This window comes from Roseibium sp. (genome assembly GCF_048260565.1).
In the GTDB taxonomy this organism is placed as follows: domain Bacteria; phylum Pseudomonadota; class Alphaproteobacteria; order Rhizobiales; family Stappiaceae; genus Roseibium.
Genome location: NZ_JBLXGP010000008.1, coordinates 151,893 through 174,306, shown reverse-complemented (window position 1 = coordinate 174,306; position 22,414 = coordinate 151,893). Strand labels below are relative to the sequence as shown.

15 protein-coding genes and 1 tRNA gene are annotated in these 22,414 nt (G+C 58.9%); 6 read left to right on the top strand and 10 right to left on the bottom strand.

The window, feature by feature from the left end; translation table 11 throughout:
- Positions 1–25: 25 nt before the first annotated feature.
- The 5 genes from clpX to ACN0SO_RS17560 form a co-directional block, all read right to left on the bottom strand.
- Complete coding sequence (gene clpX / locus ACN0SO_RS17580) at positions 26–1,291, bottom strand: ATP-dependent Clp protease ATP-binding subunit ClpX (RefSeq protein WP_417680022.1); 1,266 nt, start codon at positions 1,289–1,291, stop codon at positions 26–28.
- Between the two features lie 253 nt (positions 1,292–1,544).
- On the bottom strand, positions 1,545–2,180 hold the full coding sequence (locus ACN0SO_RS17575; RefSeq protein ID WP_417680021.1) for an ATP-dependent Clp protease proteolytic subunit: 636 nt from the start codon (positions 2,178–2,180) through the stop codon (positions 1,545–1,547).
- 200 nt (positions 2,181–2,380) lie between these two features.
- Complete coding sequence (tig, locus tag ACN0SO_RS17570) at positions 2,381–3,730, bottom strand: trigger factor (RefSeq protein WP_417680020.1); 1,350 nt, start codon at positions 3,728–3,730, stop codon at positions 2,381–2,383.
- A gap of 123 nt (positions 3,731–3,853) precedes the next feature.
- Positions 3,854–3,938, bottom strand: a tRNA-Leu gene (locus ACN0SO_RS17565).
- Between the two features lie 58 nt (positions 3,939–3,996).
- Positions 3,997–5,553, bottom strand: a complete 1,557-nt coding sequence (locus tag ACN0SO_RS17560) for an NAD(P)H-hydrate dehydratase (RefSeq protein WP_417680068.1) — start codon at positions 5,551–5,553, stop codon at positions 3,997–3,999.
- Positions 5,554–6,013: 460 nt separating this feature from the next.
- Between ACN0SO_RS17560 and ACN0SO_RS17555 the strand changes: the two genes are divergently transcribed.
- Together ACN0SO_RS17555 and glnA are read left to right on the top strand one after the other, a co-directional pair.
- Positions 6,014–6,352, top strand: coding sequence for a P-II family nitrogen regulator (locus ACN0SO_RS17555; protein ID WP_190293598.1), 339 nt, complete (start codon positions 6,014–6,016; stop codon positions 6,350–6,352).
- Between the two features lie 123 nt (positions 6,353–6,475).
- Positions 6,476–7,885, top strand: a complete 1,410-nt coding sequence (glnA, locus tag ACN0SO_RS17550; protein WP_417680019.1) for a type I glutamate--ammonia ligase — start codon at positions 6,476–6,478, stop codon at positions 7,883–7,885.
- 96 nt (positions 7,886–7,981) lie between these two features.
- On the opposite strand, the gene ACN0SO_RS17545 is transcribed toward glnA, so the two are convergent.
- On the bottom strand, positions 7,982–9,193 hold the full coding sequence (locus ACN0SO_RS17545) for a hypothetical protein (protein WP_417680018.1): 1,212 nt from the start codon (positions 9,191–9,193) through the stop codon (positions 7,982–7,984).
- Positions 9,194–9,403: 210 nt separating this feature from the next.
- Here ACN0SO_RS17545 and tyrS point away from each other — a divergent pair, with 210 nt between their 5' ends.
- Positions 9,404–10,657 carry a tyrosine--tRNA ligase gene (tyrS, locus tag ACN0SO_RS17540; protein ID WP_417680017.1) on the top strand — a complete coding sequence of 418 codons (1,254 nt, stop codon included), beginning with the start codon at positions 9,404–9,406 and terminating at the stop codon, positions 10,655–10,657.
- Between the two features lie 59 nt (positions 10,658–10,716).
- Here the strand turns inward: tyrS and ACN0SO_RS17535 are convergent, their stop codons facing one another.
- Positions 10,717–13,914 carry an AsmA-like C-terminal domain-containing protein gene (locus tag ACN0SO_RS17535; protein WP_417680016.1) on the bottom strand — a complete coding sequence of 1,066 codons (3,198 nt, stop codon included), beginning with the start codon at positions 13,912–13,914 and terminating at the stop codon, positions 10,717–10,719.
- Positions 13,915–14,224: 310 nt separating this feature from the next.
- On the opposite strand from ACN0SO_RS17535, the gene bcp reads away from it, so the two are divergent.
- From bcp to ACN0SO_RS17520, 3 genes are all read left to right on the top strand, one after another.
- Positions 14,225–14,692: a thioredoxin-dependent thiol peroxidase gene (gene bcp, locus ACN0SO_RS17530; RefSeq protein WP_417680015.1), complete on the top strand. Its 468-nt coding sequence runs from the start codon at positions 14,225–14,227 to the stop codon at positions 14,690–14,692.
- Between the two features lie 44 nt (positions 14,693–14,736).
- Entirely contained in the window at positions 14,737–15,573 is an 837-nt protein-coding gene (locus ACN0SO_RS17525) for a ferritin-like domain-containing protein (RefSeq protein WP_417680014.1), read from the top strand.
- A gap of 204 nt (positions 15,574–15,777) precedes the next feature.
- Positions 15,778–16,980, top strand: coding sequence for a M23 family metallopeptidase (locus ACN0SO_RS17520; protein WP_417680013.1), 1,203 nt, complete (start codon positions 15,778–15,780; stop codon positions 16,978–16,980).
- An 86-nt stretch (positions 16,981–17,066) separates the two neighbouring features.
- On the opposite strand, the gene prfB is transcribed toward ACN0SO_RS17520, so the two are convergent.
- The 3 genes from prfB to ACN0SO_RS17505 all read right to left on the bottom strand — a co-directional run bounded on the left by prfB (position 17,067) and on the right by ACN0SO_RS17505 (position 22,242).
- A protein-coding gene (gene prfB, locus ACN0SO_RS17515) for a peptide chain release factor 2 (protein WP_417680012.1) occupies positions 17,067–18,198 on the bottom strand; the annotation gives its coding sequence in 2 pieces (ribosomal slippage) (positions 17,067–18,128 and positions 18,130–18,198; 1,131 coding nt in all).
- A 129-nt stretch (positions 18,199–18,327) separates the two neighbouring features.
- Positions 18,328–20,781: a penicillin-binding protein 1A gene (locus ACN0SO_RS17510; protein ID WP_417680011.1), complete on the bottom strand. Its 2,454-nt coding sequence runs from the start codon at positions 20,779–20,781 to the stop codon at positions 18,328–18,330.
- Positions 20,782–21,006: 225 nt separating this feature from the next.
- Positions 21,007–22,242: an N-acetylmuramoyl-L-alanine amidase gene (locus ACN0SO_RS17505; protein WP_417680010.1), complete on the bottom strand. Its 1,236-nt coding sequence runs from the start codon at positions 22,240–22,242 to the stop codon at positions 21,007–21,009.
- Positions 22,243–22,414: the final 172 nt, after the last annotated feature.

Here is a 22,414-nt window from a genome sequence, read left to right as displayed (position 1 = left end):
GGCCAGTCCGGCAGCTTAGGCCGGATCAGGCGCTGGTCGCAGAGGTTTCTTCCCGGTCTTCGTAGATGTAAAGCGGACGGGCCTTGCCTTCCACCACTTCCGGAGAGATCACCACTTCCTTGACGCCTTTGAGGCCGGGAAGTTCGTACATCGTGTCGAGGAGAATCGCCTCGAGAATCGACCGCAGGCCGCGAGCGCCGGTCTTGCGCTCGATTGCCCTGCGCGCAATCGCCTTCAGGGCTTCCTCGTGGAAGGACAGTTCCACGTTCTCCATCTCGAACAGACGCTGGTACTGTTTCACCAAAGCATTCTTCGGTTCGGTGAGAATCGTGACCAGGGCTTCCTCGTCCAGATCTTCCAGGGTCGCGATCACCGGCAGGCGGCCGACGAACTCCGGAATGAGACCGAACTTCAGAAGGTCTTCCGGCTCCAACGCGGAGAAGAGTTCGCCGATACGGCGGTCTTCCGGGGCTGTTACCTTGGCCTTGAACCCGATTGAGGTCTTGGTGCCGCGGTCGGAGATGATCTTGTCGAGACCTGCAAAGGCACCACCACAGATGAACAGGATGTTGGTCGTGTCCACCTGGAGGAATTCCTGCTGCGGATGCTTGCGGCCACCCTGCGGCGGAACCGAGGCAACCGTGCCTTCCATGATCTTCAGGAGCGCCTGTTGGACGCCTTCGCCCGACACGTCGCGGGTGATCGACGGATTGTCCGCCTTGCGGCTGATCTTGTCGACCTCATCGATGTAGACGATGCCGCGCTGCGCGCGTTCCACGTTGTAGTCGGCGGATTGCAGCAGCTTGAGAATGATGTTCTCGACATCCTCACCCACATAACCGGCTTCGGTCAGCGTGGTGGCATCCGCCATCGTGAACGGCACATCGAGAATGCGCGCCAGGGTCTGGGCGAGCAGCGTCTTTCCGCAGCCGGTCGGTCCGACGAGCAGAATATTCGATTTCGCCAGCTCCACGTCGTTGTTCTTGGATGCGTGGTTGAGGCGTTTGTAGTGGTTGTGGACCGCGACCGACAGGACCTTCTTCGCGCTGTTCTGCCCGATGACATAGTCATCGAGGACATCGCGAATTTCCTGAGGCGTCGGGATCCCGTCCCGAGATTTGACCAACGAGGACTTGTTCTCCTCGCGGATGATATCCATGCACAGCTCGACACATTCATCGCAAATGAAAACAGTCGGGCCGGCGATCAGCTTGCGAACCTCATGCTGGCTCTTGCCGCAGAAGGAGCAGTAGAGCGTATTCTTGGAATCGCTGCCGCTGGCCTTTGTCATTTATTCAACCCCGCGTCTCATGGGAGGAACCTTCCTCCCCAAACTGCCCAGTTGGCGCCCAATTGTGGCGAAACTGGCTCGAAATTACCGCCCGGGAGCGTTTACGTCCGTTTTTCCAGACTCCGATGTCATCATGCTTCGCCTGCAAAAATCAATATAGGTTTAAGGCGAAGGTAAAAAACGGCCTGTTTTATCATCTTTAGGTTACCGGTCCGCCGCCCGGTTGACCGGGCGGCGGCACTGGAAAACCGGCCTATTTCTCGTCTTCGCCACCCAGGCTTGTGCGATCGGTGATCACACTATCCACAATGCCGAAGCTCTTTGCGGTTTCCGCCGTCATGAAGTTGTCGCGCTCCAGCGCCTCCTCGACAGCGTCCAGGCTCTGGCCCGTGTGCTTGACGTAGATGTCGTTCAGCCGCCGCTTCATCGCCAGAATTTCCTGGGCATGGAGCATAATGTCGGCAGCCTGCCCCCGGAATCCGCCGGAAGGCTGGTGCACCATCACCCGCGCGTTCGGCAGGATGAAGCGCATCTCCTTTTCGCCAGCCGCCAGCAGCAGCGAACCCATCGAGGCTGCCTGGCCGATACAAAGGGTCGACACCGGCGGACGGATGAACTGCATGGTGTCGTAGATCGCAAGACCGGACGTCACCAGACCGCCGGGCGAATTGATGTAGAGGGCGATTTCCTTGGTCGGGTTTTCCGCTTCCAGATAAAGAAGCTGTGCGCAGACCAAGGTCGCGACATGATCCTCGACCGGACCGGTCAGGAAGATAATCCGCTCTTTGAGAAGACGCGAATAGATATCGAAGGCCCGCTCGCCCCGGTTGGTTTGTTCAACCACCATGGGCACGAGAGTATTCATGTAGATGTCAACAGGATCCTTCATACCTTGTCCATATGCTGTGTGATGGTCCCGGAGACAAGGTCACCGGGCGGATACAGGCCACACCGTACTCAGGCCTGCCTCGAAAAAAGCGACATCCCATACATAGGGGATGCCGCCCACTTCGAAAAGCCATTGCAGATGCGGCATGAAAGCAAAGTTAAAACCCTGCCGCATCCACCGATTTTTGCCTGATAAGACGCTTATGCGTCTTCCTCGTCCTCGGCCACGAGCTTTTCAAGCTCTTCCTTGGTCACCTTCTTGTCGGACACCTTGGCGAGTTCGAGCATGAAGTCGACGACTTTTTCCTCGTAGATCGGTGCACGCAGGGATGCCAGAGCCTGCTGGTTGTTCTTGTAGAACTCGAACACCTGCTGCTCCTGACCCGGGAACTGGCGCACGCGATCGTAAAGCGCACGCTGCATTTCCTCGTCGGTCACCTGGATGTTGTTCTTTTCGCCGACCTCGGAAAGGACCAGCCCGAGACGGACACGTCGCTCGGCGATCTTGCGGTAATCCGCCTTCGCCGCTTCTTCCGTCGTGCCTTCGTCCTCGAAGGTCTTCTCGTTGCGCTTCATGTCCTCTTCGACCTGGTTCCAGACCACGTCGAATTCGGAATTGAGCAGGGCTTCGGGAAGATCGAAGGAATAATGCTCGTCCAGCTTGTCCAGAAGCTGGCGCTTGACGCGCTGGCGGGTCATGGAGCCGAACTGGCTCTCGATCTGTCCGCGAACGATTTCCTTCAACTTGTCGAGGGATTCGAGGCCAAGGCCCTTGGCAAACTCGTCATCGATCTTGGCTTCGCCCGGAGCGGCGACTTCCTTGACGGTGATGTCGAAGGTCGCGGCCTTACCAGCCAGATGAGCGGCCGGGTATTCTTCCGGGAAGGTCACTTCGATCACCTTCTCGTCACCGGCCTTCACACCGATGAGCTGATCCTCGAAGCCGGGGATGAACTGACCGGAACCCAGCACCAGCTGGCCGTTTTCATCGGCACCGCCTTCGAAGGGTTCGCCGTCGATCTTGCCCAAGTAGGACATGGTCACCCGGTCGCCTTCCTTGGCCTTGCCCTTCTTTTCCTCGAACGGAACGTTGTTCTTGGCAATCTCGGCGATCTGCGCGTCGACTTCCTCGTCGGAAACGTCGACGACCGGACGCTCGATCGAAATCTTGGAGAAGTCCATGATTTCGAAATCCGGCAGCAGATCGTAGCTCATGGTGAAGGAGAGATCCGCGTCACCGGCGAGAATCTTTTCGGCTTCCTCGTCCGGAAGGTCGATATTCGGGGTCAGCGCCGGGCGTTCGGAGCGGTCTTCGATGGCCTTCTGGCTGGTTTCCTGAATGGTGTTGCTCAGGATCTCGGCCATGGCCTGACGGCCGTACATCTTCTTCAGATGCGCTACCGGCACCTTGCCCGGACGAAAGCCTTTGATTTGCGCCTTGGACTTCAAATCTTCCATATAGGCGTCGAGCTTTTCAGCCAGATCGCCGGCCGGAATGTCGATTTTCAGCTCTCGCTTGAGGCCCTCGGCGAGGGTTTCGGTTACCTGCATTGGTTCGTGCTTCGTCCTTGGTATGGAACGACCAGTTCCATTGTCGTGTTTGAAATACCTGTCCGGCGCCTTCAGGAAATCCCGGTCAGGGGCAACTCATTAAAGCGCTCTCGCCCTTGGACATGGTGCGGGCGGAGGGACTTGAACCCCCACGGCTTGCGCCACCAGAACCTAAATCTGGCGTGTCTACCAGTTCCACCACGCCCGCAACGGCCGGTCCAGCCCGAAGCCAGGGCGCGGCCTCTATAACACCGGGAATTTCCGCATCAAAGGAAAAATGACGTTTTTGCGTCGTCTTCGGGCATGGTTTTTTCCACAAGACGGGCAATCACCGGCTTCAGCGAAGGGATCAGGTCCTCTGCGGTCAATCCCGCCCCGGCCTCGTTGCCTGCTTCCGAGTGCAGCCAGACCCCCATGGCCGCCGCCTCAAAAACGGGCACCGACTGGGCAAGACAGGCACAGACGATCCCGGACAAGACATCCCCCGATCCTGCGGTCGCCAGCCAGGGGGAGGCATTGGCATTGATCGCGGCTCGGCCGTCAGGCGCAGCAATCACGGTATCCGCCCCTTTCAGAACAACGACCGCCCGGCTTCTTGTCGCTGCGACGCGGGCCGCCGTCAGCTTGTCCAGCTCCCCCAGATCGGGAAACAGCCGCGCGAATTCGCCTGCGTGCGGTGTCATGACGACAGGCCGGTCCCTTTCTCCGATCAGAAGAAACAGGTCCTGCGGCTCCTTTTCGAAACTGGTCAGCGCATCCGCGTCGAGAACCACGGCGCATTCGTGTTTCAAAATCTCACCAACAGCCGCCCTCGTCCCGGCACCGACACCATATCCCGGCCCGATCAGAACCGCGTTCAGCCGTTTGTCCGACAGAAGCTCTTCGATTTCTTCGGTCTCGCCGACGGTCCGGGTCATGACCGCCGTGAAATGAGAGGCATAGATCACCAAGGCAGACGGAGGACAGGCGACCGAAACAAGCCCTGCCCCGGCCCGCAGCGCGGCACCCGCCGAAAGCCGTGCCGCCCCTGTTGAGCGAACCGGCCCGCCGAAAACGACCGCGTGGCCGCGGCTGTACTTGTGACTTTCCGCCTGTGGTGGCTGCCAATTCGAACGCCACTGGGAGGGACAGTTTAAGAAAGTATCCGGTTTCACCGTATCCAGAACATCCGACCTGATGCCGATATCGCCGCAGAGAAGGTCGCCGCAATAGCCCCGGCCCGGATAAAGAAGGTGACCGGGTTTCAGCCGGAAAAAGGTAACCGAGCGCGCAGCCCTGACCGCCGTGCCCATGACTTCGCCGGTTGCCCCGTTGATCCCGGTCGGCAGGTCGACACTCAGCACCCTGCATCCGCTGTCATTGATTTCATTGACGATGGATCCAAGAGGACCGGTTAGGTTCCGGTCCAGTCCCGCGCCCAACAGGGCATCGATGACGAGATCGGATGCGGCAAGCCGAGAGCGGAGATCCATCTCGCCGATCAGCATGGGCACAAGCCCGCCCTGCCCTGAAATCATGTCCAGAAATGCCAGCCGCGCATCTCCGCCAAGGCCTTCCGGATCCTTCAACAGTGCAACCTCGACGGCAAATCCGGCCTGTTTCAGTAAGCGCGCGGCAACGAAGCCGTCACCGCCATTGTTTCCCGGACCGCAAAGCACCAGCACGCGCCCGCCCTCGTCCGCCATTTCGGCAGCGGCCTTCGCCACATGCTTCCCGGCATTCTCCATAAGGTCGCGGCCCGGGACGCCGGATGCTATCGTCAGCCGGTCCGCTTGGCCCATTTGAACGGGTGTCAGCAGTTCCGTGATACGGGAAGGACTCACATGGGACAACGCAGCAAAGTCTCCGTTTTCGCTTCAACACCTGAGGCGACAAACCGCAAGTACCGGCACCTTAGACAATTGAAGGCGGCCGATGGCAACAAACAAACCCCGCGGGTTTCAAAACAGCAACATGATGGAGGCACCCGCTCCATTGCGCACCCGGTGAGCTGAACCAAAAAATGCAATTTGGATTATTATATAGGCATATTGATTATTTTTTATGCATATTCAGAATGCAGTAATGGACACAAGTCGAAGCGGGCATCAAAAAATGCTCTCTTTTTTGGCGATTTCCGGTCCGGGAAACTTTTGGCCGCATAAGGAAGAAAACTGGCACACATCATGCTTTATGCGCTATGCAACGGCCCATCGGCATTCGTCGGAGGCCTGAGCGTGACGGTCCACTACAAGGACTGCGCCAGATTTTCCGGCCAATAATTTTGGAGAGAGACAGAAGCTGATGAAAAAGATCGAGGCAATCATCAAGCCCTTCAAATTGGACGAGGTGAAGGAAGCTCTCCAGGAGGTCGGTCTCCAGGGCATTACTGTTACCGAAGCCAAGGGCTTCGGCCGTCAGAAAGGCCATACCGAACTCTACCGGGGTGCGGAATATGTCGTCGATTTTTTGCCCAAGGTGAAAGTCGAGATTGTGCTTCCCTCCGATATGGTGGAAAAGGCCGTCGAAGCCATTCGCTCTGCGGCCCAGACCGGGCGCATCGGCGACGGCAAAATCTTTGTGTCCAACATCGAGGAAGCGGTCCGGATCCGGACTGGCGAATCCGGCGTGGACGCCATCTAACCAACCCAGGCCCCAGGGCCTCCCTCTTTCGGTTCCGGCGCTTTTTGAAATATCGATCATGCAAAAAGCCCGGCACCGAGATCAAGCCAACCTGTTCACACGATAAATCAAGGGATGGACATAATGACCACTGCTTCCGAGGTCCTTAAGGAAATCAAAGAAAAGGACGTGAAGTTCGTCGACCTGCGCTTTACCGACCCGCGCGGCAAGATGCAGCACGTCACAATGGATGTGGCCCTCGTCGATGAAGACATGTTCGCTGAAGGCGTTGCCTTCGACGGTTCGTCCATCGCCGGCTGGAAGGCCATCAACGAGTCCGACATGATGCTGGTCCTCGATCCGGAATCGGCTCACATGGATCCGTTCTTCGCCCAGTCCACCATGGCGATCTTCTGCGACATCGTCGACCCGATCACCGGCGAAGCCTACAACCGCGACCCGCGCATGACCGCCAAGAAGGCGGAAGCCTACGTGAAGTCCGGCGGCTTCGGCGACACCATCTTTGTCGGCCCGGAAGCTGAATTCTTCCTCTTCGACGACGTCCGTTTCACTGCCGACCCTTATGATACCGGCTTCCTGCTCGACAGCGTCGAACTGCCGTCCAACATGGGTTCCGAATACGACACCGGCAACCTCGGTCACCGTCCGCGCACCAAGGGCGGATATTTCCCGGTCCCGCCGATCGACAGCGCCCAGGACATCCGCTCCGAAATGCTCTCCGTCATGGCCGACATGGGCGTTTCGACAGAAAAGCATCACCACGAAGTGGCCGCAGCCCAGCACGAACTCGGCATGAAGTTCAACAAGCTGACCTCCTGCGCCGACCACATGCAGATCTACAAGTACGTTGTGCATCAGGTCGCCCACGCCTACGGCAAGACCTCAACCTTCATGCCGAAGCCGGTCTTCGGCGACAACGGCACCGGCATGCACTGCCACCTGTCCATCTGGAACGAAGGCAAGCCGGTCTTCGCAGGCAATCAGTATGCGGACCTCTCCGAGACCTGCCTGTATTTCATTGGCGGCATCCTGAAGCACGCCAAGGCGCTGAACGCCTTCACCAACCCGTCGACCAACTCCTACAAGCGTCTGGTCCCCGGCTACGAAGCACCGGTTCTGCTGGCTTACTCCTCGCGTAACCGCTCGGCTTCCTGCCGTATTCCGTTCTCGTCTAACCCGAAGGCAAAGCGTGTCGAAGTCCGCTTCCCGGATCCGTCCGCGAACCCGTACCTCTGCTTCTCCGCCCTGCTGATGGCCGGTCTTGACGGCATCAAGAACAAGATCCATCCGGGCGACGCGATGGACAAGAACCTCTACGACCTGCCGGCAGAAGAACTGGCCGAGATCCCGACCGTTTGCCGCACGCTCCGCGAAGCCATGGAATCCCTCGACGCCGACCGCGAGTTCCTGAAGGCTGGTGGCGTGTTCGACGACGACCAGATCGATGCTTACATCGAACTGAAGATGGAAGAAGTCGAGCGTTACGAAATGACGCCGCATCCGGTCGAATTCGACATGTACTACTCCGTCTGATCCTTCCGACGGATGGAAACGGAAAGGCCGGGCTTCAGCCCGGCCTTTTTGTTTTGGTCCGACCTGGTCGGCTGCTGGCCTTATGGCCAGCCAGGTCTATCCCTTGTGATCGGCCCATACCTGAAGCTGTCTTACGGCCGGCTCGGGACCAAGCATGAGGCTGTAGAAGTCGAAAAGGTCGGGCCGGAGTGAGGCAAGGAAGTAGCAAAAGTGCAGCCGGAAGAAACGAAAGCGCAAATACCGCAGTTTCTTCGCAGGCATCCGGTCCGGAATACAGACACTGAACCGTCTGGGCTCCCTTGCCACAGAGACCTTGTCCGGCTTCGGTGCATATCTCGCCACAGGAGACGTTCGTCCGCCGCAAACGATATCCTGAGGTCCGTAAATATCTGTCCAGTCGACCCCGGCCTTGGCGACTGCGGCCATCGCCTTGCCGAACCCGCGCTCTGCCCCGAAACCGCCAAGGCATTCGAATGCCGGTCCAAGTGTGACAAATGCGAATCCGCCGGCGCGTTTTCCGATATCCGGATTCCGGCGCAAGACCGCGGCAAGTATATAGATGGCGACGAATGTCCCGCAGCTGTGCGAAACGACGACCAGCTCTTCTTCTTCATCAGCCTGTTCGCTGAGTGCAACGATCGTGTCGGCAAATTCCTCGATACGTGCCTGCATGTCCGGATGCGCATTTCGCGCAAGCCTAGCCATGAAATACCAGCTGTTCACGAGATACCAGAAATAGGTCCAGGGTTCGATCAGGCGGGTGAAGCGATAAACACCGGCAGCCCACAGCCCGCTTCCCGCAAGCAGGATGCCCCAGGAAAGCAACCCCGCTGTCCTCGCCGGAAGGAGCGCGCCGGCACCCTCAAGGATAACGGGAGCCAAAAGGACTGGCGGAACAAGACAGGCTGCGCAAAAGAGGGCAAAGCCGACCGCAGGATAAAAACAGAAGATGCTGTGCGCCCAATTGCTTTTGAGCACCGCGCCATATCCGCCGGCACGCGCATACTGATAGAAGGACCAGAGCGCGTCGATCATCAGACGAAACCAGCCCCTTTCGAAATCGGGCCTGATCACGTCCCGCCAGCCCAGTTGGACAAACCGCGCTTCAACCGTTCCTTCCGGCCAGTCCATCCGACCGGCCCACGTCGCATCGCCACGTTCGTTATGCGATCCGACGTCGACAGGCGAAATCGTCCCTTCGACTTGTCTTATTTTCAGATAGTTTTGAAATTCCGACTTTATGAGCGCAAAGCTCTGGCTCACCGGTCGCAAATCATATCCAGGACAATAGACAACGAGCCGTTTCAACAGATGTTCCGTAGTGATCCGATTTCTCCGGATGTGGACGCGTTTTGGTCATGCATACTTCTTTTGTGGCCGAATTTCGCGGCGCAGAAAACAGGAGACCAAAATTTTTTTCTTCTTTCGTGAAATTCAACGCCACTTCCGATATAGGGGGCCCGGGAAAAGAACGGACGGCGCAAGAAGCCTCAAGCAAGCACGACACGGAACCGGAAAATGAGCGAATTCAAGTCGGAGTTTCTAAAGACCCTGTCGGAACGCGGGTTCATCCATCAGATTTCCGATCCGAAAGGTCTGGACGAACTCTGCGCAAAGGAGACGGTCACCGCCTATATCGGCTTCGACTGTACGGCTCCGAGCCTCCATGCCGGCTCACTCGTGCCGATCATGATGCTTTACTGGTTCCAGCAGACCGGTCACCGGCCGATTGCCCTCATGGGCTCCGGCACCACCCGCGTGGGCGACCCTTCCGGCAAGGACGAAAGCCGCAAGCTTTTGACCGAAGACGACATCGAGGCGAACAAGGCCGGCATCCGCAAGGTGTTCGAGAAGCTTCTCACGTTCGGCGAAGGTCCGACCGATGCCCTGATGATGGACAACGCCGACTGGCTCTTGAAGCTCAACTACGTCGAGTTTCTACGCGACATCGGCCGGCATTTCTCGGTCAACCAGATGATCCAGCGCGACAGCGTACGCCTGCGCCTTGAGCGCGAGCAGCATCTGTCCTTCCTGGAATTCAATTACATGCTCCTGCAGGGTTACGACTATCTGGAGATCCACCGGCGCACCGGCTGCCGCCTGCAGATGGGCGGCTCCGATCAGTGGGGCAATATCCTCTCCGGTGTCGACATCACCCGCCGCCTGGAAAGTGTGGAGGTCTTCGCCCTCACCTCGCCGCTGCTGACCACGGCGTCCGGCGCCAAGATGGGCAAGACCGCCGCCGGCGCCGTCTGGCTCAATGACGAGCAGCTTTCCTCCTATGACTACTGGCAGTATTGGCGAAACACCGAAGATGCCGATGTGGAACGGTTCCTGAAGCTCTTCACAGTGCTTCCGATGGACGAAATCGCGCGGCTCGCGGCCCTTCAGGGATCGGAGATCAACGAGGCGAAGAAGATCCTGGCGACGGAAGCGACCGCCCTCATTCACGGACGGGAAAAGGCGGAGGCCGCCGCGGAGACCGCCCGCAAGGCTTTCGAGGAAGGCGAAATGGCCCAGGGTCTGCCGACCGTCGAAATCCCGAAGGCCGATCTCGAAGCGGGGTTGGGCATTCTCAATGCCTTTGTGACCGCCGGACTGTGCGCCTCCAACGGCGACGTCCGACGCAATATCAAGGGCGGCGCAGTGAGGATCAACGACAAGGCCGAACAGAACGACAAGCGCCAACTCGGTTTGACCGATGTGACCGCGGATGGCGTGATCAAGCTATCGCTCGGCAAGAAGAAACACGTCCTTCTACAGCCCGTATGAGCTGACGGAAAAACGGGCGCGGAAACAAGAGAGGGCCGGACAATGTCCGGCCGTTTTCATTACTGGAACATCTTGCGGAAAATACCGGGCGCGATCGCCGAAATCGGATTGACCGACAGCTTAGGATCGGAAAGTTCGCCGGTGATCCGATAGGTCACGCCGATAAGGCCTTCCCCCGATCCCCCGCCCAAGGCAAACCCGAGAATCGGGATCTTGGAAAAGATATTGTTGAGCGCAAATATCGGAACAAACGTCCCGGTCAGGTCGAGGGCCTGGGATGCCAGATTGACGGTTCCCGACACGGTCCCCCCGAAAACCGTTCCTTTCAGCCCGCCCTTGTGGATCGTCAGAATGTCGCCGGCGCGGGTAAACAGGATATCGAGGGTCTGGAATGACGATTCGCCATTCCGGGCGGAAGCCGGCAACCTGAAGCCTCCATCGTTCCTCAGCTGCGATCGAAACACGCTGGGATCGGAACTCAGGCGCTTCAGCGCCGGATCCTGGGTGATGGAAAGTTCCCGAACCCTGAAACTGCCGTCCCAGGTTTTGGTATCGTACATGTTGACGCGCAACTTCCCCTGGCCGCCGCGCATTCGTTCATAGAGGTCGAGGAATTTGAGCGTGGCGCCCGCGTCGCCGAAATCGCCATCCGCCACCTTGCCGGCTCCTGCCGGTTGAAGGGAAAACTTGAACGGCGATCGACCGTCCAGTGAGCCACTCACATCGGCCTTGGCAATCCCATTCGTGTCAGCCTCAATCAGCCCGACAAAATCGTTCAGGCGAACGCCATTGAAGCCCGTCACCCGGCTCAGGCTGGCCGTCACAGAAAGACCCTTGATCGGGCTTTTGCTCCCCTTGCCATCGGTTCCCGTCGATGGCTTTCGGATCTCACGGATCAGCCCCCTCGCATCAAAGGAATTGCCGATCATCGCGACCTTGTACCGGCCATTCTTTGTCCTTTGAACACTGACAGAGGCCTCGTCGCCCGCCCTCAACTGGAATGTCGCAAAGGAGGCCGTCTCCAGGTCGCCGGCCTTGGACAGCGTTATGGATCCATTGACATCGACACCATCCGAGTGAAGGGCAAAATCCTGCACGTGGTAGCCCTGATCGCCGGTCTTGACCAGGAATTCCGCCGTGGCGGGAACCCCGGCGGCCTTTGTCCAGCCGAGCGCATCCAGTCGGACGACCGTCTTCGTCAAGTCGACATTGAACGTCTGGCCGCCATTGGCATCGTCGACCACCAGTGTCATGGGCCCATCGAGCAAGGACGTCAGATCAACACCGTTCTTCTTGAGCTGTTTGGCGGTCACATTGAGCACCACCCCCTGACGGCCCTCCACACCGGAATCGCCCAGTGGGAACAAAAGGTCGATATCCGCCGGCAAACCATCCAGGACACCCTTACCGGTAATAGCGACCTGCCGCCGATCCGCACTCAGCTTGATCTCCGCATCCTTTATCGTGTGTCCACGGACAGGCTTGTTCAGGCTGAAGTTCGTAGACTCCGCTTTCGCGTTCCATTGGACCGCGGCCAGGTCAATGTCCTTGCGCACCGGGAATTCCGCATGGACCCAGGATTTTCCGTCGCCCGCAATCGCACCGGGTGTCAGTCCGGTTTTCGCCAGAACACGGAAAGGTTTGCTGTTTAAGATCCGGCCGATCTCGCGAACGCCGCCCTCCAGTTCCAGATCCAGAACGCCCAACTTGTTGGTCTTTTCCCGCATACGCTGGATCTGGAAGGTCATATCCGGGACGCCAACCTGAGCACCGCTGCCCGTGTAAATAAGGCCGCCTCCCGCATGGACGGTCATCACCTCATTTTCCACGTTCATGGTGCCTGAAAGGTTGTAAGCGTCCGGCACCTCCCCGACAGGCGAAATTCTCGCATTGCTGAATTTCAGGCTGACCTTGATGTCATCGCCGGACCAACCCGGCTCCGGATCGTTCGGATCGAAAGCCGCCGGACGAAGCGAAATATCCGCGCGAGCCTCGTCGATCATGCCCGATTTGATGTGTTCGATTACCCATTGGCGCGCAGGCGGTACGACCGTGATCGGCCAGAGATGCTTGGCAAGGCCGACGGGAACGTGTTCCCCGTCGATGGCCAGCGCCATATATGGGCCGTCGTTCCGGATTTCCACCGAACCGACCATATAAGCTCTGGCCTTGCCTGCCGCGATCTGGATTTTGTCCAGAAACACTGTCTTGCTTGCGGGCTGGAAGCGCGCCGACAGGCTCATGTCGTTGACGCTGAACGGCGGTAAAGGCACATCGGACGAACCGAACCGGGCCAGATCTGTCGAGAGCTCGATCGTCCAGTCGCCGGATGGCTCGACCGGCGGCACGATTTCCCCGGTGAAGAAAATCTGGGTCTCGCCATTGATCGCATGCGAGCGGGTCACCTTGATTTTCGGATCATCGCCCTGCCAGATCAACGATAATGCCGCGTCGTCGAAATGGATCGGCGTCGGCCCTATGTGAATCACGCCTTCCGCGACCCGGCCGACGAAATTGGCATAACGGAACACGCCGTCCCCGGACAGGCCTGTTTCGAACTTCATTTGCAAGGGGATTCCGAGATCCATTCCCGCTCTGGGCACCTTGACCGGGTTGACCAGGTCGGCAAGGGAAATGCCGTCGACGACCATGGCAATCGAGCGATCTTTTCCGTCCAGCGGCGCCTTGCGCAGAAATTCGATCTTCCAGGGCTCGACCCGTCCCGCCACGTTCGCCCTGGCACGGATGGTTCGCTCCTGATCCCAGGTAATCTCCGCATCGATGCCTGAAAAATTGCGCGCTATGGCTCCCTGTACGAGAACGCTGCCATTCTGTACCGACACGTGCTCAAGCTTGCGGCGGGAGAAGGCATCCTCCACGACATCACTGACCCTGTTGACCGCCTCCATCAACAGATTCATCTTGGGCAGATTTGGCTCACCGCCTTCCCGGACCCCGATCGTGACCAGCGGCCGGTCGATTGTCAGCGATGAAAACTGGATCTTTCCACTCACGAGAGCGCCGAATTCGACAGGCGCTTCCACCAAAGGCAGCGAAACCTCGACCGGAACCTCGCCGGCCACTGTCAGCAACGCTTCCCGCACGATCACCCGGATACCGTCTCCACCGGAAACATCAATCAGGGTATCTGCGATGGTCAGCCGTGCCGGACCATTACTGGCCCTGTCGGACATGAAACCCGCAAGCAGGGGAACGTGAACCGGCCCGCTGCTCAGAAGGTAGGCAAGCCACCCCATACCAATGAGTGCCATCCCGCCAAGCAGGAGCCCGATCCGTCGGAGGAAGTTTGAACGACGTTTCGGTACTTTGCGGGGCTTGGGCTTTTTTTCCATATATTCCGAAATCTCAGGGGGCGGACCGTTTCCACGGCCGTCAGATGTTACTTGTCTTCAAGCAACCTGTCATTGAATGCGGGCTTCATCGTTGATCCGAACGATAGCCTTTCTATGATACCTACCAAACGCTGGAAAATGCGAATTCCAACGAAACATGCGCGCATAGCCGCAAAATGGCTTAAACAGCCAAGTGTGACATAAGGAAGGCATGATGAGTGAACTGACGATCGGCGAATCGGCACCTGATTTTGAACTGGACGGTGATGGGGGAGCGAAGATAACCCTGTCCGCGCTGCGCGGATCGCCTGTAGTGATTTATTTTTACCCCAAGGACGACACACCCGGGTGCACCAAGGAAGCCATTGCTTTTTCCGCACTCGATCAGGAATTCGCCAAACTCGGGGCCAGGATCATAGGCATTTCGCCCGACACGGTTGCCAAGCACGACAAGTTCAAGGCCAAGCACAACCTGACGGTCAGCCTTGCCGCCGACCCCGAAAAGACCGCCTGCGAAGCCTATGGCGTCTGGGTGGAGAAATCCATGTACGGCAAAAAATACATGGGCGTGGAACGGTCTACTTTTCTCGTGGACGCCGAGGGCAAACTCGCCCAGATCTGGCGAAAAGTGAAGGTAGCCGGACATGCAGAAGCCGTACTGGACGCCGTAAAGGCTCTCTGAAAGCGGGCCGAAGCATCTAAAGAACCGTCGACGAGCCGAAATCCATGCAATCCGAAAATTGCTCCGGCCATGCCCGTTCTCTGGTTGCCGGTGCCCGCGCCATTGTCAGTACCGGAGACACCTCCGAGAAGGTCCGCCTTGCGCATGCGACGGCCCGGGCCTGGTTCCGGCGGGAATTGTCGCTCGGCAGTCCATTCCAGGACGGCGCAATGCCCGACCGGCCCGGCCGGCCCAACAAGCCTGTTTTGCTGGCCCCCCGTGACATGCCCAAGCGGGCGCTTGGCGGCGATGCCGGCCGTCTGGCGCTGATCCACTCGCTTGCACACATAGAATTGAATGCCGTTGACCTCACATGGGACCTGATCGGACGATTCGCGAACACCCGCCTGCCCCGGTCCTATTATGACGACTGGGTCAGGGTCGGCCTGGAAGAAGCAAAGCATTTCTCCATGCTTGAGGATCGGCTAGCAAAACTGGGCGCGCGCTACGGTGATCTACCCGCTCATGACGGTCTGTGGCAGGCCGCCCAGGAAACCGGTCATGACCTCGCGGCCCGGCTTGCGATCATACCGCTGGTTCTGGAGGCCCGCGGCCTCGATATTACACCGCCGATGATCGAAAAAGCCGAATCACTGGGCGACGAGGAGACTGCCAGGGCGCTGACCGTGATCTACCGGGACGAAAAAAACCATGTCGCCTTCGGCGCCAAGTGGTTTCGATTCTTGTGCGACAGAATCGGCATCCGCCCGGAACCGGCCTTTCATGCTTACGTCCGTCGCCATTTCAAGGGCGCGTTGAAGCCGCCCTTCAATGATCGCGCCCGCTCGGAAGCCGGACTAACTCCCGGTTTTTACAAGCCTCTTGCTCGGATTATCGGATGAATACCACATCCGAAAGACGATTTATTAACCTTACCAATTTCTAATCGTGGTCACTGATCAAGCGAGCTGTAACGAGTGATATCAGCGGCCATGCAAAAGCACCGGGAATTCCGCAGCCAAGGATTTGGCACCGCCTCCACCCCCCACATCACATTTACGCGTGGGACGAAGTCGACGACGCTGTTTGTCCGGCCGGCGATACTGATGGCCGTAGCCGCCGTTTGTACTGTTCTGTCCCTCGGCTATTTCGGCGCAACGGCATACTGGTTCATGCGGGACGACATGGCCGCGTCAGCACAAGCCGAACGCCGGCAGATGGAAACGCTCTACCAGGACCGCATTGACCGTCTGAAATCAGAGATCGAACGGCTGAGCAGTCGCCAGATGGTGGAGCGCGAAAGCGTGGAACAACAGGTAACCACCCTTCTCCGCCGGCAGCAGCTGTTGAGCAAACGCCATGAGGTCGTGACCGAGCTGATGGCGCGCGCGGAAGAAAGCGGCATCCGGATTGCGACACAGAACCCTGTACCAGCCGAGAAACCTGTGCGGACAGAAGGCACGCTTGCGAATATCGATGACGACACCTCCGCAATGGGCGGCGAGCCGCAGCCGGTCAAGGATCCGGTCAAGACCCTCGGACTGAGAGGCGAACCGGACACCGAAACCGGAAAGCTGAACCTGAAGCCCGGCATCGACCCGGAGGAACAGGCGGCACTCGAAGCCGTCGGAAATAACCTCGCCGTCATGGACCGGGAAAGTGACGCCGTACTGGATGCACTTGCTGTCGCGACCGAAAAGCAGATCGACAAGATTGTTGCAGCGACAAAGCCCTTGGGCGTCACTCTTATCAAGAGGAAAAGCGGCCAATCCCATAACGCTGTCGGCGGCCCTTTCGTCCCGATTACGGGCGGCACTTTTCTTGACCGTGTCACCCGCACCGAACGTGTTCTGAAGGCCCTGCACAACGTCAAGAACCGGGCCCGTCTTCTTCCGCTCCACCGCCCGACCCGCAGCGCATCCATTTCCAGTCAATTCGGCCCGAGGACGGATCCGTTTTTGAAGCGCCTCGCCATGCACACCGGTATGGATTTCAAGGCACCGTATGGTGCGCGGGTTTTCGCTGCGGCCTCCGGCACCGTCGAACATGCAGGCTGGAGCGGCGGTTACGGCAGAATGGTCGAGATCCGCCATGCCAACGGTTTCGTGACCCGTTACGGCCACCTGAGCAAGGTTCGGGTTTCCGAAGGCGACCACATCGTTGCAGGTGACCTCATCGGCAATGTCGGGTCGACCGGCCGTTCCACCGGTCCGCACCTGCATTATGAAGTGCGCCAGAGCGACGAGGCCATCGACCCGGCTCCTTTTGTCACCGCCGGCGACCGTCTTGCCGCCCTGCTGAAGCATTAGAACATCGGGCGATAACCCTCCCTACCGGTAAACAAAAAAGGCGCCGCAATTTGTGGCGCCTTTTCTCATTTGTCCGGACGAAGGCCTTACTCCACGTCCTCGACTTCGACCTCGTCTCCGCCAAAGACACGCTGGGCAAGGGCCGCTTCCATAAAGGGATCGAGTGCCCCGTCGAGCACATCCTGTGGCGACGTGCTTTCGACGCCGGTCCTTAGATCCTTCACCAGCTGATAGGGCTGCAGAACATAGGAACGGATCTGATGCCCCCAACCGATATCTGTCTTGTTGGCCTGCTCGGCATTGGCGGCCTCCTCGCGCTTCTTCAATTCCGCCTCGTAAAGGCGGGCTTTCAGCATCGACCAGGCAGTCGCGCGGTTCTTGTGCTGTGATCGCTCGCTCTGGCACTGCACCACGATGCCGGTCGGCTGGTGCGTAATACGCACCGCGGAATCGGTCGTGTTGACGTGCTGTCCGCCCGCGCCCGACGCCCGGTAGGTATCGATACGGCAATCGCTTTCGTTGACTTCGATTTCAATCGAATCGTCGATGACCGGATAGACCCAGGCACTTGAGAAGCTGGTGTGACGGCGCGCCTGGCTGTCATAGGGCGAAATCCGCACCAGGCGATGCACGCCCGATTCGGTTTTGAGCCAGCCATAGGCGTTTTCGCCCTTGATCAGCAGGGTCGCCGACTTGATACCGGCCTCTTCGCCGTCGTGATATTCCAGCACTTCGACCTTGTAGCCGCGCCGTTCCGCCCATCGGCGGTACATGCGCAGCATCATGGATGCCCAGTCCTGGCTCTCCGTGCCGCCGGCACCGGAGTTAATCTCCAGATAGGCGTCATTGGCATCAGCTTCGCCGGACAGGAGCGACTGCAGCTGCAGCTTGTTGACCTTGTCCTTGAGCCCTTTGAGCGCATCTTCGGCCTCGGAGATGACACTGCTGTCATCCTCCATCTCGCCGAGTTCGATCAGTTCGACGTTGTCGGCAAGATCCTGTTCGAGCTCCCTGACGCCGGTAATGCCGTCGTCGAGCTGCTGACGCTCGCGCATCATTTTCTGGGCGCGAGAAGGATCGTTCCAGAGCTCCGGATCTTCCGAAGCCGCATTCAGTTCATCCAGTCGGACCAGGGCCTGATCCCAGTCAAAGATGCCTCCTCAGCAGGCTTATGGCCTGCTTGATGTCATCAACGACGGCTTCCGTCTCGGCGCGCATCGAATACCTCTTGTTGCTTATGAGAAACCTGATTCCGAAACGGAACACAGGCAATGAATTGGGCCGGGACATTAGCCCTGGCCTCGTCCAGTGTAAACACCTCGAAAATCAGGTGGGAATAGTGGCCGTCTAATACAACCCGCCGGTGCCCGACAGGACCGCCTGCCCCGCTTCGGGGGACACGTCTCGCGGCACGCCCATCTCATCCTGGAACCCGATGACCGAATAGCTGTCAGGCGGCGCCATGCCCGGCTTGAAAGCCTCCAGGATCGTGCCCGGTGTGCCCGCCTGGGCACGCAGACCGGTCCGTCGGTTGATCGGAATGAGCTGCAAGCCCTTCGGTACCCGGAATTCCACCGGCGGCTTGTCGGCCAGCGCCTGCTTCATGAAGTCGGTGAAGATCGGGGCCGCCACATGGCCGCCGGTTGCTCCCCGCCCCATAGGCTTGGGCGAATCGTAGCCGACGAACACACCGACGACCAGATCCGGCGTGAAGCCCATGAACCAGGCGTCCTTCTCGTCGTTCGTGGTACCGGTCTTGCCGGCAACGGGACGTCCGACGGCCCGCACACCGGTCGCCGTGCCCCGCTGGACGACGCCCTCCATCATGGAGGTTATCTGGTAGGCAGTCATCGGATCGAGAACCTGCTCGCGATTGTCGATCAGTTCCGGCTCGCCCTGGCCTTCCCAGACTTCCTGGCTGCACCCGTCGCAGATGCGGCTGTCATGCTTGAAAATGGTCCGGCCGTAACGATCCTGGATCCGGTCGATGAGCGTGGGACGAACCTTCCTGCCGCCATTCGCGATCGTGGCATAGGCGGTCGCCATGCGCATGACCGTGGTCTCCCCGGCGCCAAGCGCCATGGAAAGAACCGGCAGCATGTTGTCGTAGATACCGAACCGCTTCGAGTATTCCGCGACGAGCGGCATACCCATGTCCTGCGCAAGACGTACCGTCATGACGTTCCGGGACAGTTCGATCCCCGTGCGCAGGGTCGACGGACCGTAAAACTTGCCGCCGTAGTTCTGCGGCCGCCAGGTACCGAGGCCCGGACCCTGGCTGATTTCAAGCGGCGCATCCATCACCACCGATGACGGGGTGTAACCATTGTCGAGCGCTGCCGCATAGATGAACGGCTTGAACGCCGATCCGGGCTGGCGGTAAGCCTGTGTCGCGCGGTTGAACTCGCTCTGGGCGAAGCTGAAGCCACCGACCAGAGCCAGAACACGTCCGGTATAGGGATCCATCGCGACGAGCGCGCCGGACACTTTGGGAACCTGGCGCAGCTCGTAGGATCCGGGTGCCACCGGGCTTTGTTCCACATAGACCACATCGCCCGGCGACAGCACATCCGACACTGCTTTCGGTGCCTGGCCGCGCACGCGGGCCCATTTCATGGTCTCCAGGAACAGCGGACCGGTCGTGCGTTCGTCAGAAAGCTGTCCGCTCGGCAGCTTGTTCGGCTGGATACCGACTTCCGCCTGGCTGTCTCCGGTTTTCAGCACCACGGCGAGAGACCATTCGGGAATGTCGTCCAGGCCGTTGATCTTGGAGAGTTCGCTTCCCCAGTCGCCATTGATCGAAATCTTGTCGACCGGGCCGCTCCAGCTGCCACGCTCGTGGTCGAACTTGATCAGTCCGTTCATGAGCGCCTTGCGCGCCATCGCCTGAAGTTTCGGGTCGAGGGACGAGCGAATGGACAATCCGCCTTCGTAAAGACGCTTCTCGCCGAAGATATCCGCCACTTCACGGCGCACTTCTTCGGTGAAATATTCGGCTGCGAACAGACGCGTTCCGGTTTCTCGCGGCGTGACCTTGAGGGGTTCGGCCTTGGCCTCTTCCGCCTGCTCGGAGGTGATGTAGCCGTTGTCGACCATCCGGTCGATCACCCAGTTCCGGCGCTCGATCGCGGCGGCCTTGTGGCGGAAGGGGTGGTAATTGTTCGGCCCCTTCGGCAGCGCCGCCAGATAGGCCATTTCCGCAATCGAAAGTTCATGCACGGACTTGTCGAAATAGACCAGCGATGCCGCCGCCACACCATAGGCTCCGAGGCCGAAGTAAATCTCGTTGAGATAAAGCTCCAGGATCTGGTCCTTGGTATAGGCCTGCTCGATCCGCAGTGACAGGATGGCTTCCTTGATCTTGCGGTCAACGGAGAACTCGTTCGTCAGCAGGAAGTTCTTCGCAACCTGCTGGGTAATGGTCGACGCCCCCTGAGGCCGGCGCCCCGTGCCGATATTTTTCAGGTAGAACACCACCGCTCGCGCGATCCCCTCCGGATCCACACCGATGTGGTGATAGAAATTCTTGTCTTCCGCCGAAATAAAGGCGTCCTTGACGAGGTCCGGTACGGCCTGAATCGGCAGGAACAACCGGCGCTGATGCGCATATTCGGCCATCAGCTGGCCGTCGGAAGCGTGCACACGCGTCATCACCGGCGGTTCGTAGTTCTTCAGCGCCGTGTAGTCCGGCAAGTCCGCGCTCAGAGTTTCCAGATACATCCACACGCCGGCAGCCACCAGCAGGCCGAGGGCCGCACCGATGCCGAACAGATAGCCAAAAAACTTCACCAGAAACTTCATGCCAGGAGGCTCGTCTTTCTTTCCCGACCGGTGTGAGGCCTTATTCATCCAGGTGAATAAGGACCCGCCCCGAAAATACTACCGCCCGTCCCTTAACACAGGACTAGCGCATGCAACATGATGCCATTGACAGGCGTACGTTTGATTGCACTTCCTTTACCACCAATATGGCGATGCTGAGGCAGCACACGACCTGTTCCGTTCGCCGCCCGATCACGTTTCATATTACTGCGACACCTTTTCGTCCTCCCGGCTGCGATCCTGAGCCAGCCGGGGACGGAAAAAAGTATCGACAGCCTCAACCATGGCATCGGCCATGCGTTCGCGCCATTCATCGGAAACCAGGAGCTTTTCATCGTGGCTGTTCGACAGATAGCCGAGTTCCACCAGGACGGACGGCACGTCATTCGCCTTCAACACCCGAAAACCCGCCGAACGGTGCGGATTGTGGATCAGCCGGACCGCGCTCTTGAGTTCACTCACGAGAGAACGGGCGAAGAAGACGGAAAAGTTCCGGGTTTCCCGCCGGGCAAGATCGATCAGGATATCCGCCACATCGGCAGGCTCGTCGTCGAGCTGCACGCCGGCGATGACGTCGGACATGTTTTCGCTTTCGGCGATTTCCTGTGCCAATTGGTCCGATGCCCGGTCCGACAATGTATAGACCGTCGCGCCGCGTGCGAGGGTGCGTCCTCGTACGACGGAATCGGCATGGACGGAGATGAACAGATCCGCCTGCTGCTTGTGACCTATTTCCACTCGGTTTCCCAAGGGAATGAACGTGTCATCGTCACGCGTCATTTGAACCGTGTACCGGCCGGTTTCCTCCAGCTTGCGCCTCAGGATCCTTGAGAACTCGAGCACGACGGCCTTTTCCAGCGTGCCGGCAACACCTATTGCACCGGTATCGATGCCGCCGTGTCCGGGATCGAGCATAATCAGAGGCTTGTCCCGACGATCCGTCTTCGCCAGCCTGTCACCTTTCCCGTTCTCTTCCGGTTTCGCCTTGACGGCGGGCTTCTCGCTGGAGGACTGAGCGAACTTCAGGAAGCCATCGCGCGACGTTCTGACGATGTCGATCACCATTCGGGCGGGTTGATCATCCACCGCCGGCAGAACGAAGGTCTTGTCGATCGCGACCGGCTCGGACACATCCAGCACGATGCGGGATTTTCCTTTCGCAAACAGGCCATAGCGCCAGGCCTTGATCAGACCGCGCCCGTCCCTGCCGGTATCCGCCGGAAGATCAAACGTAACTTCCGGCAAATCGATGATAAGCCGGTAGGGATCGGCCAACCCCGATATGACCGGCGACAACTGCTGATCGAGATCCAGAACGAATCGGGTGCGATCATCGTCACCGGCAATCCTGGCGCCGGTGACATGAACCAGCTTTTCCTGTTCTGGCTCGGCTAGAACCGTTGACGGCATCAGGGAGACGGCCAGCATAATTGCGGACACAACCGCCCAAAAGCGCCGATGGACAGGCCGCCCGCCTTGCTCCGAACCGCGAATTTTCCAATATTCTCCGACGGAATTCATACGGATTCTTGCCATTTCCTGCGTCGAACCTGTTGCGCGGACTATTCGCCCGGCACGCCCCAAAGCACCCAAGCATACCGGGAAAAATGGT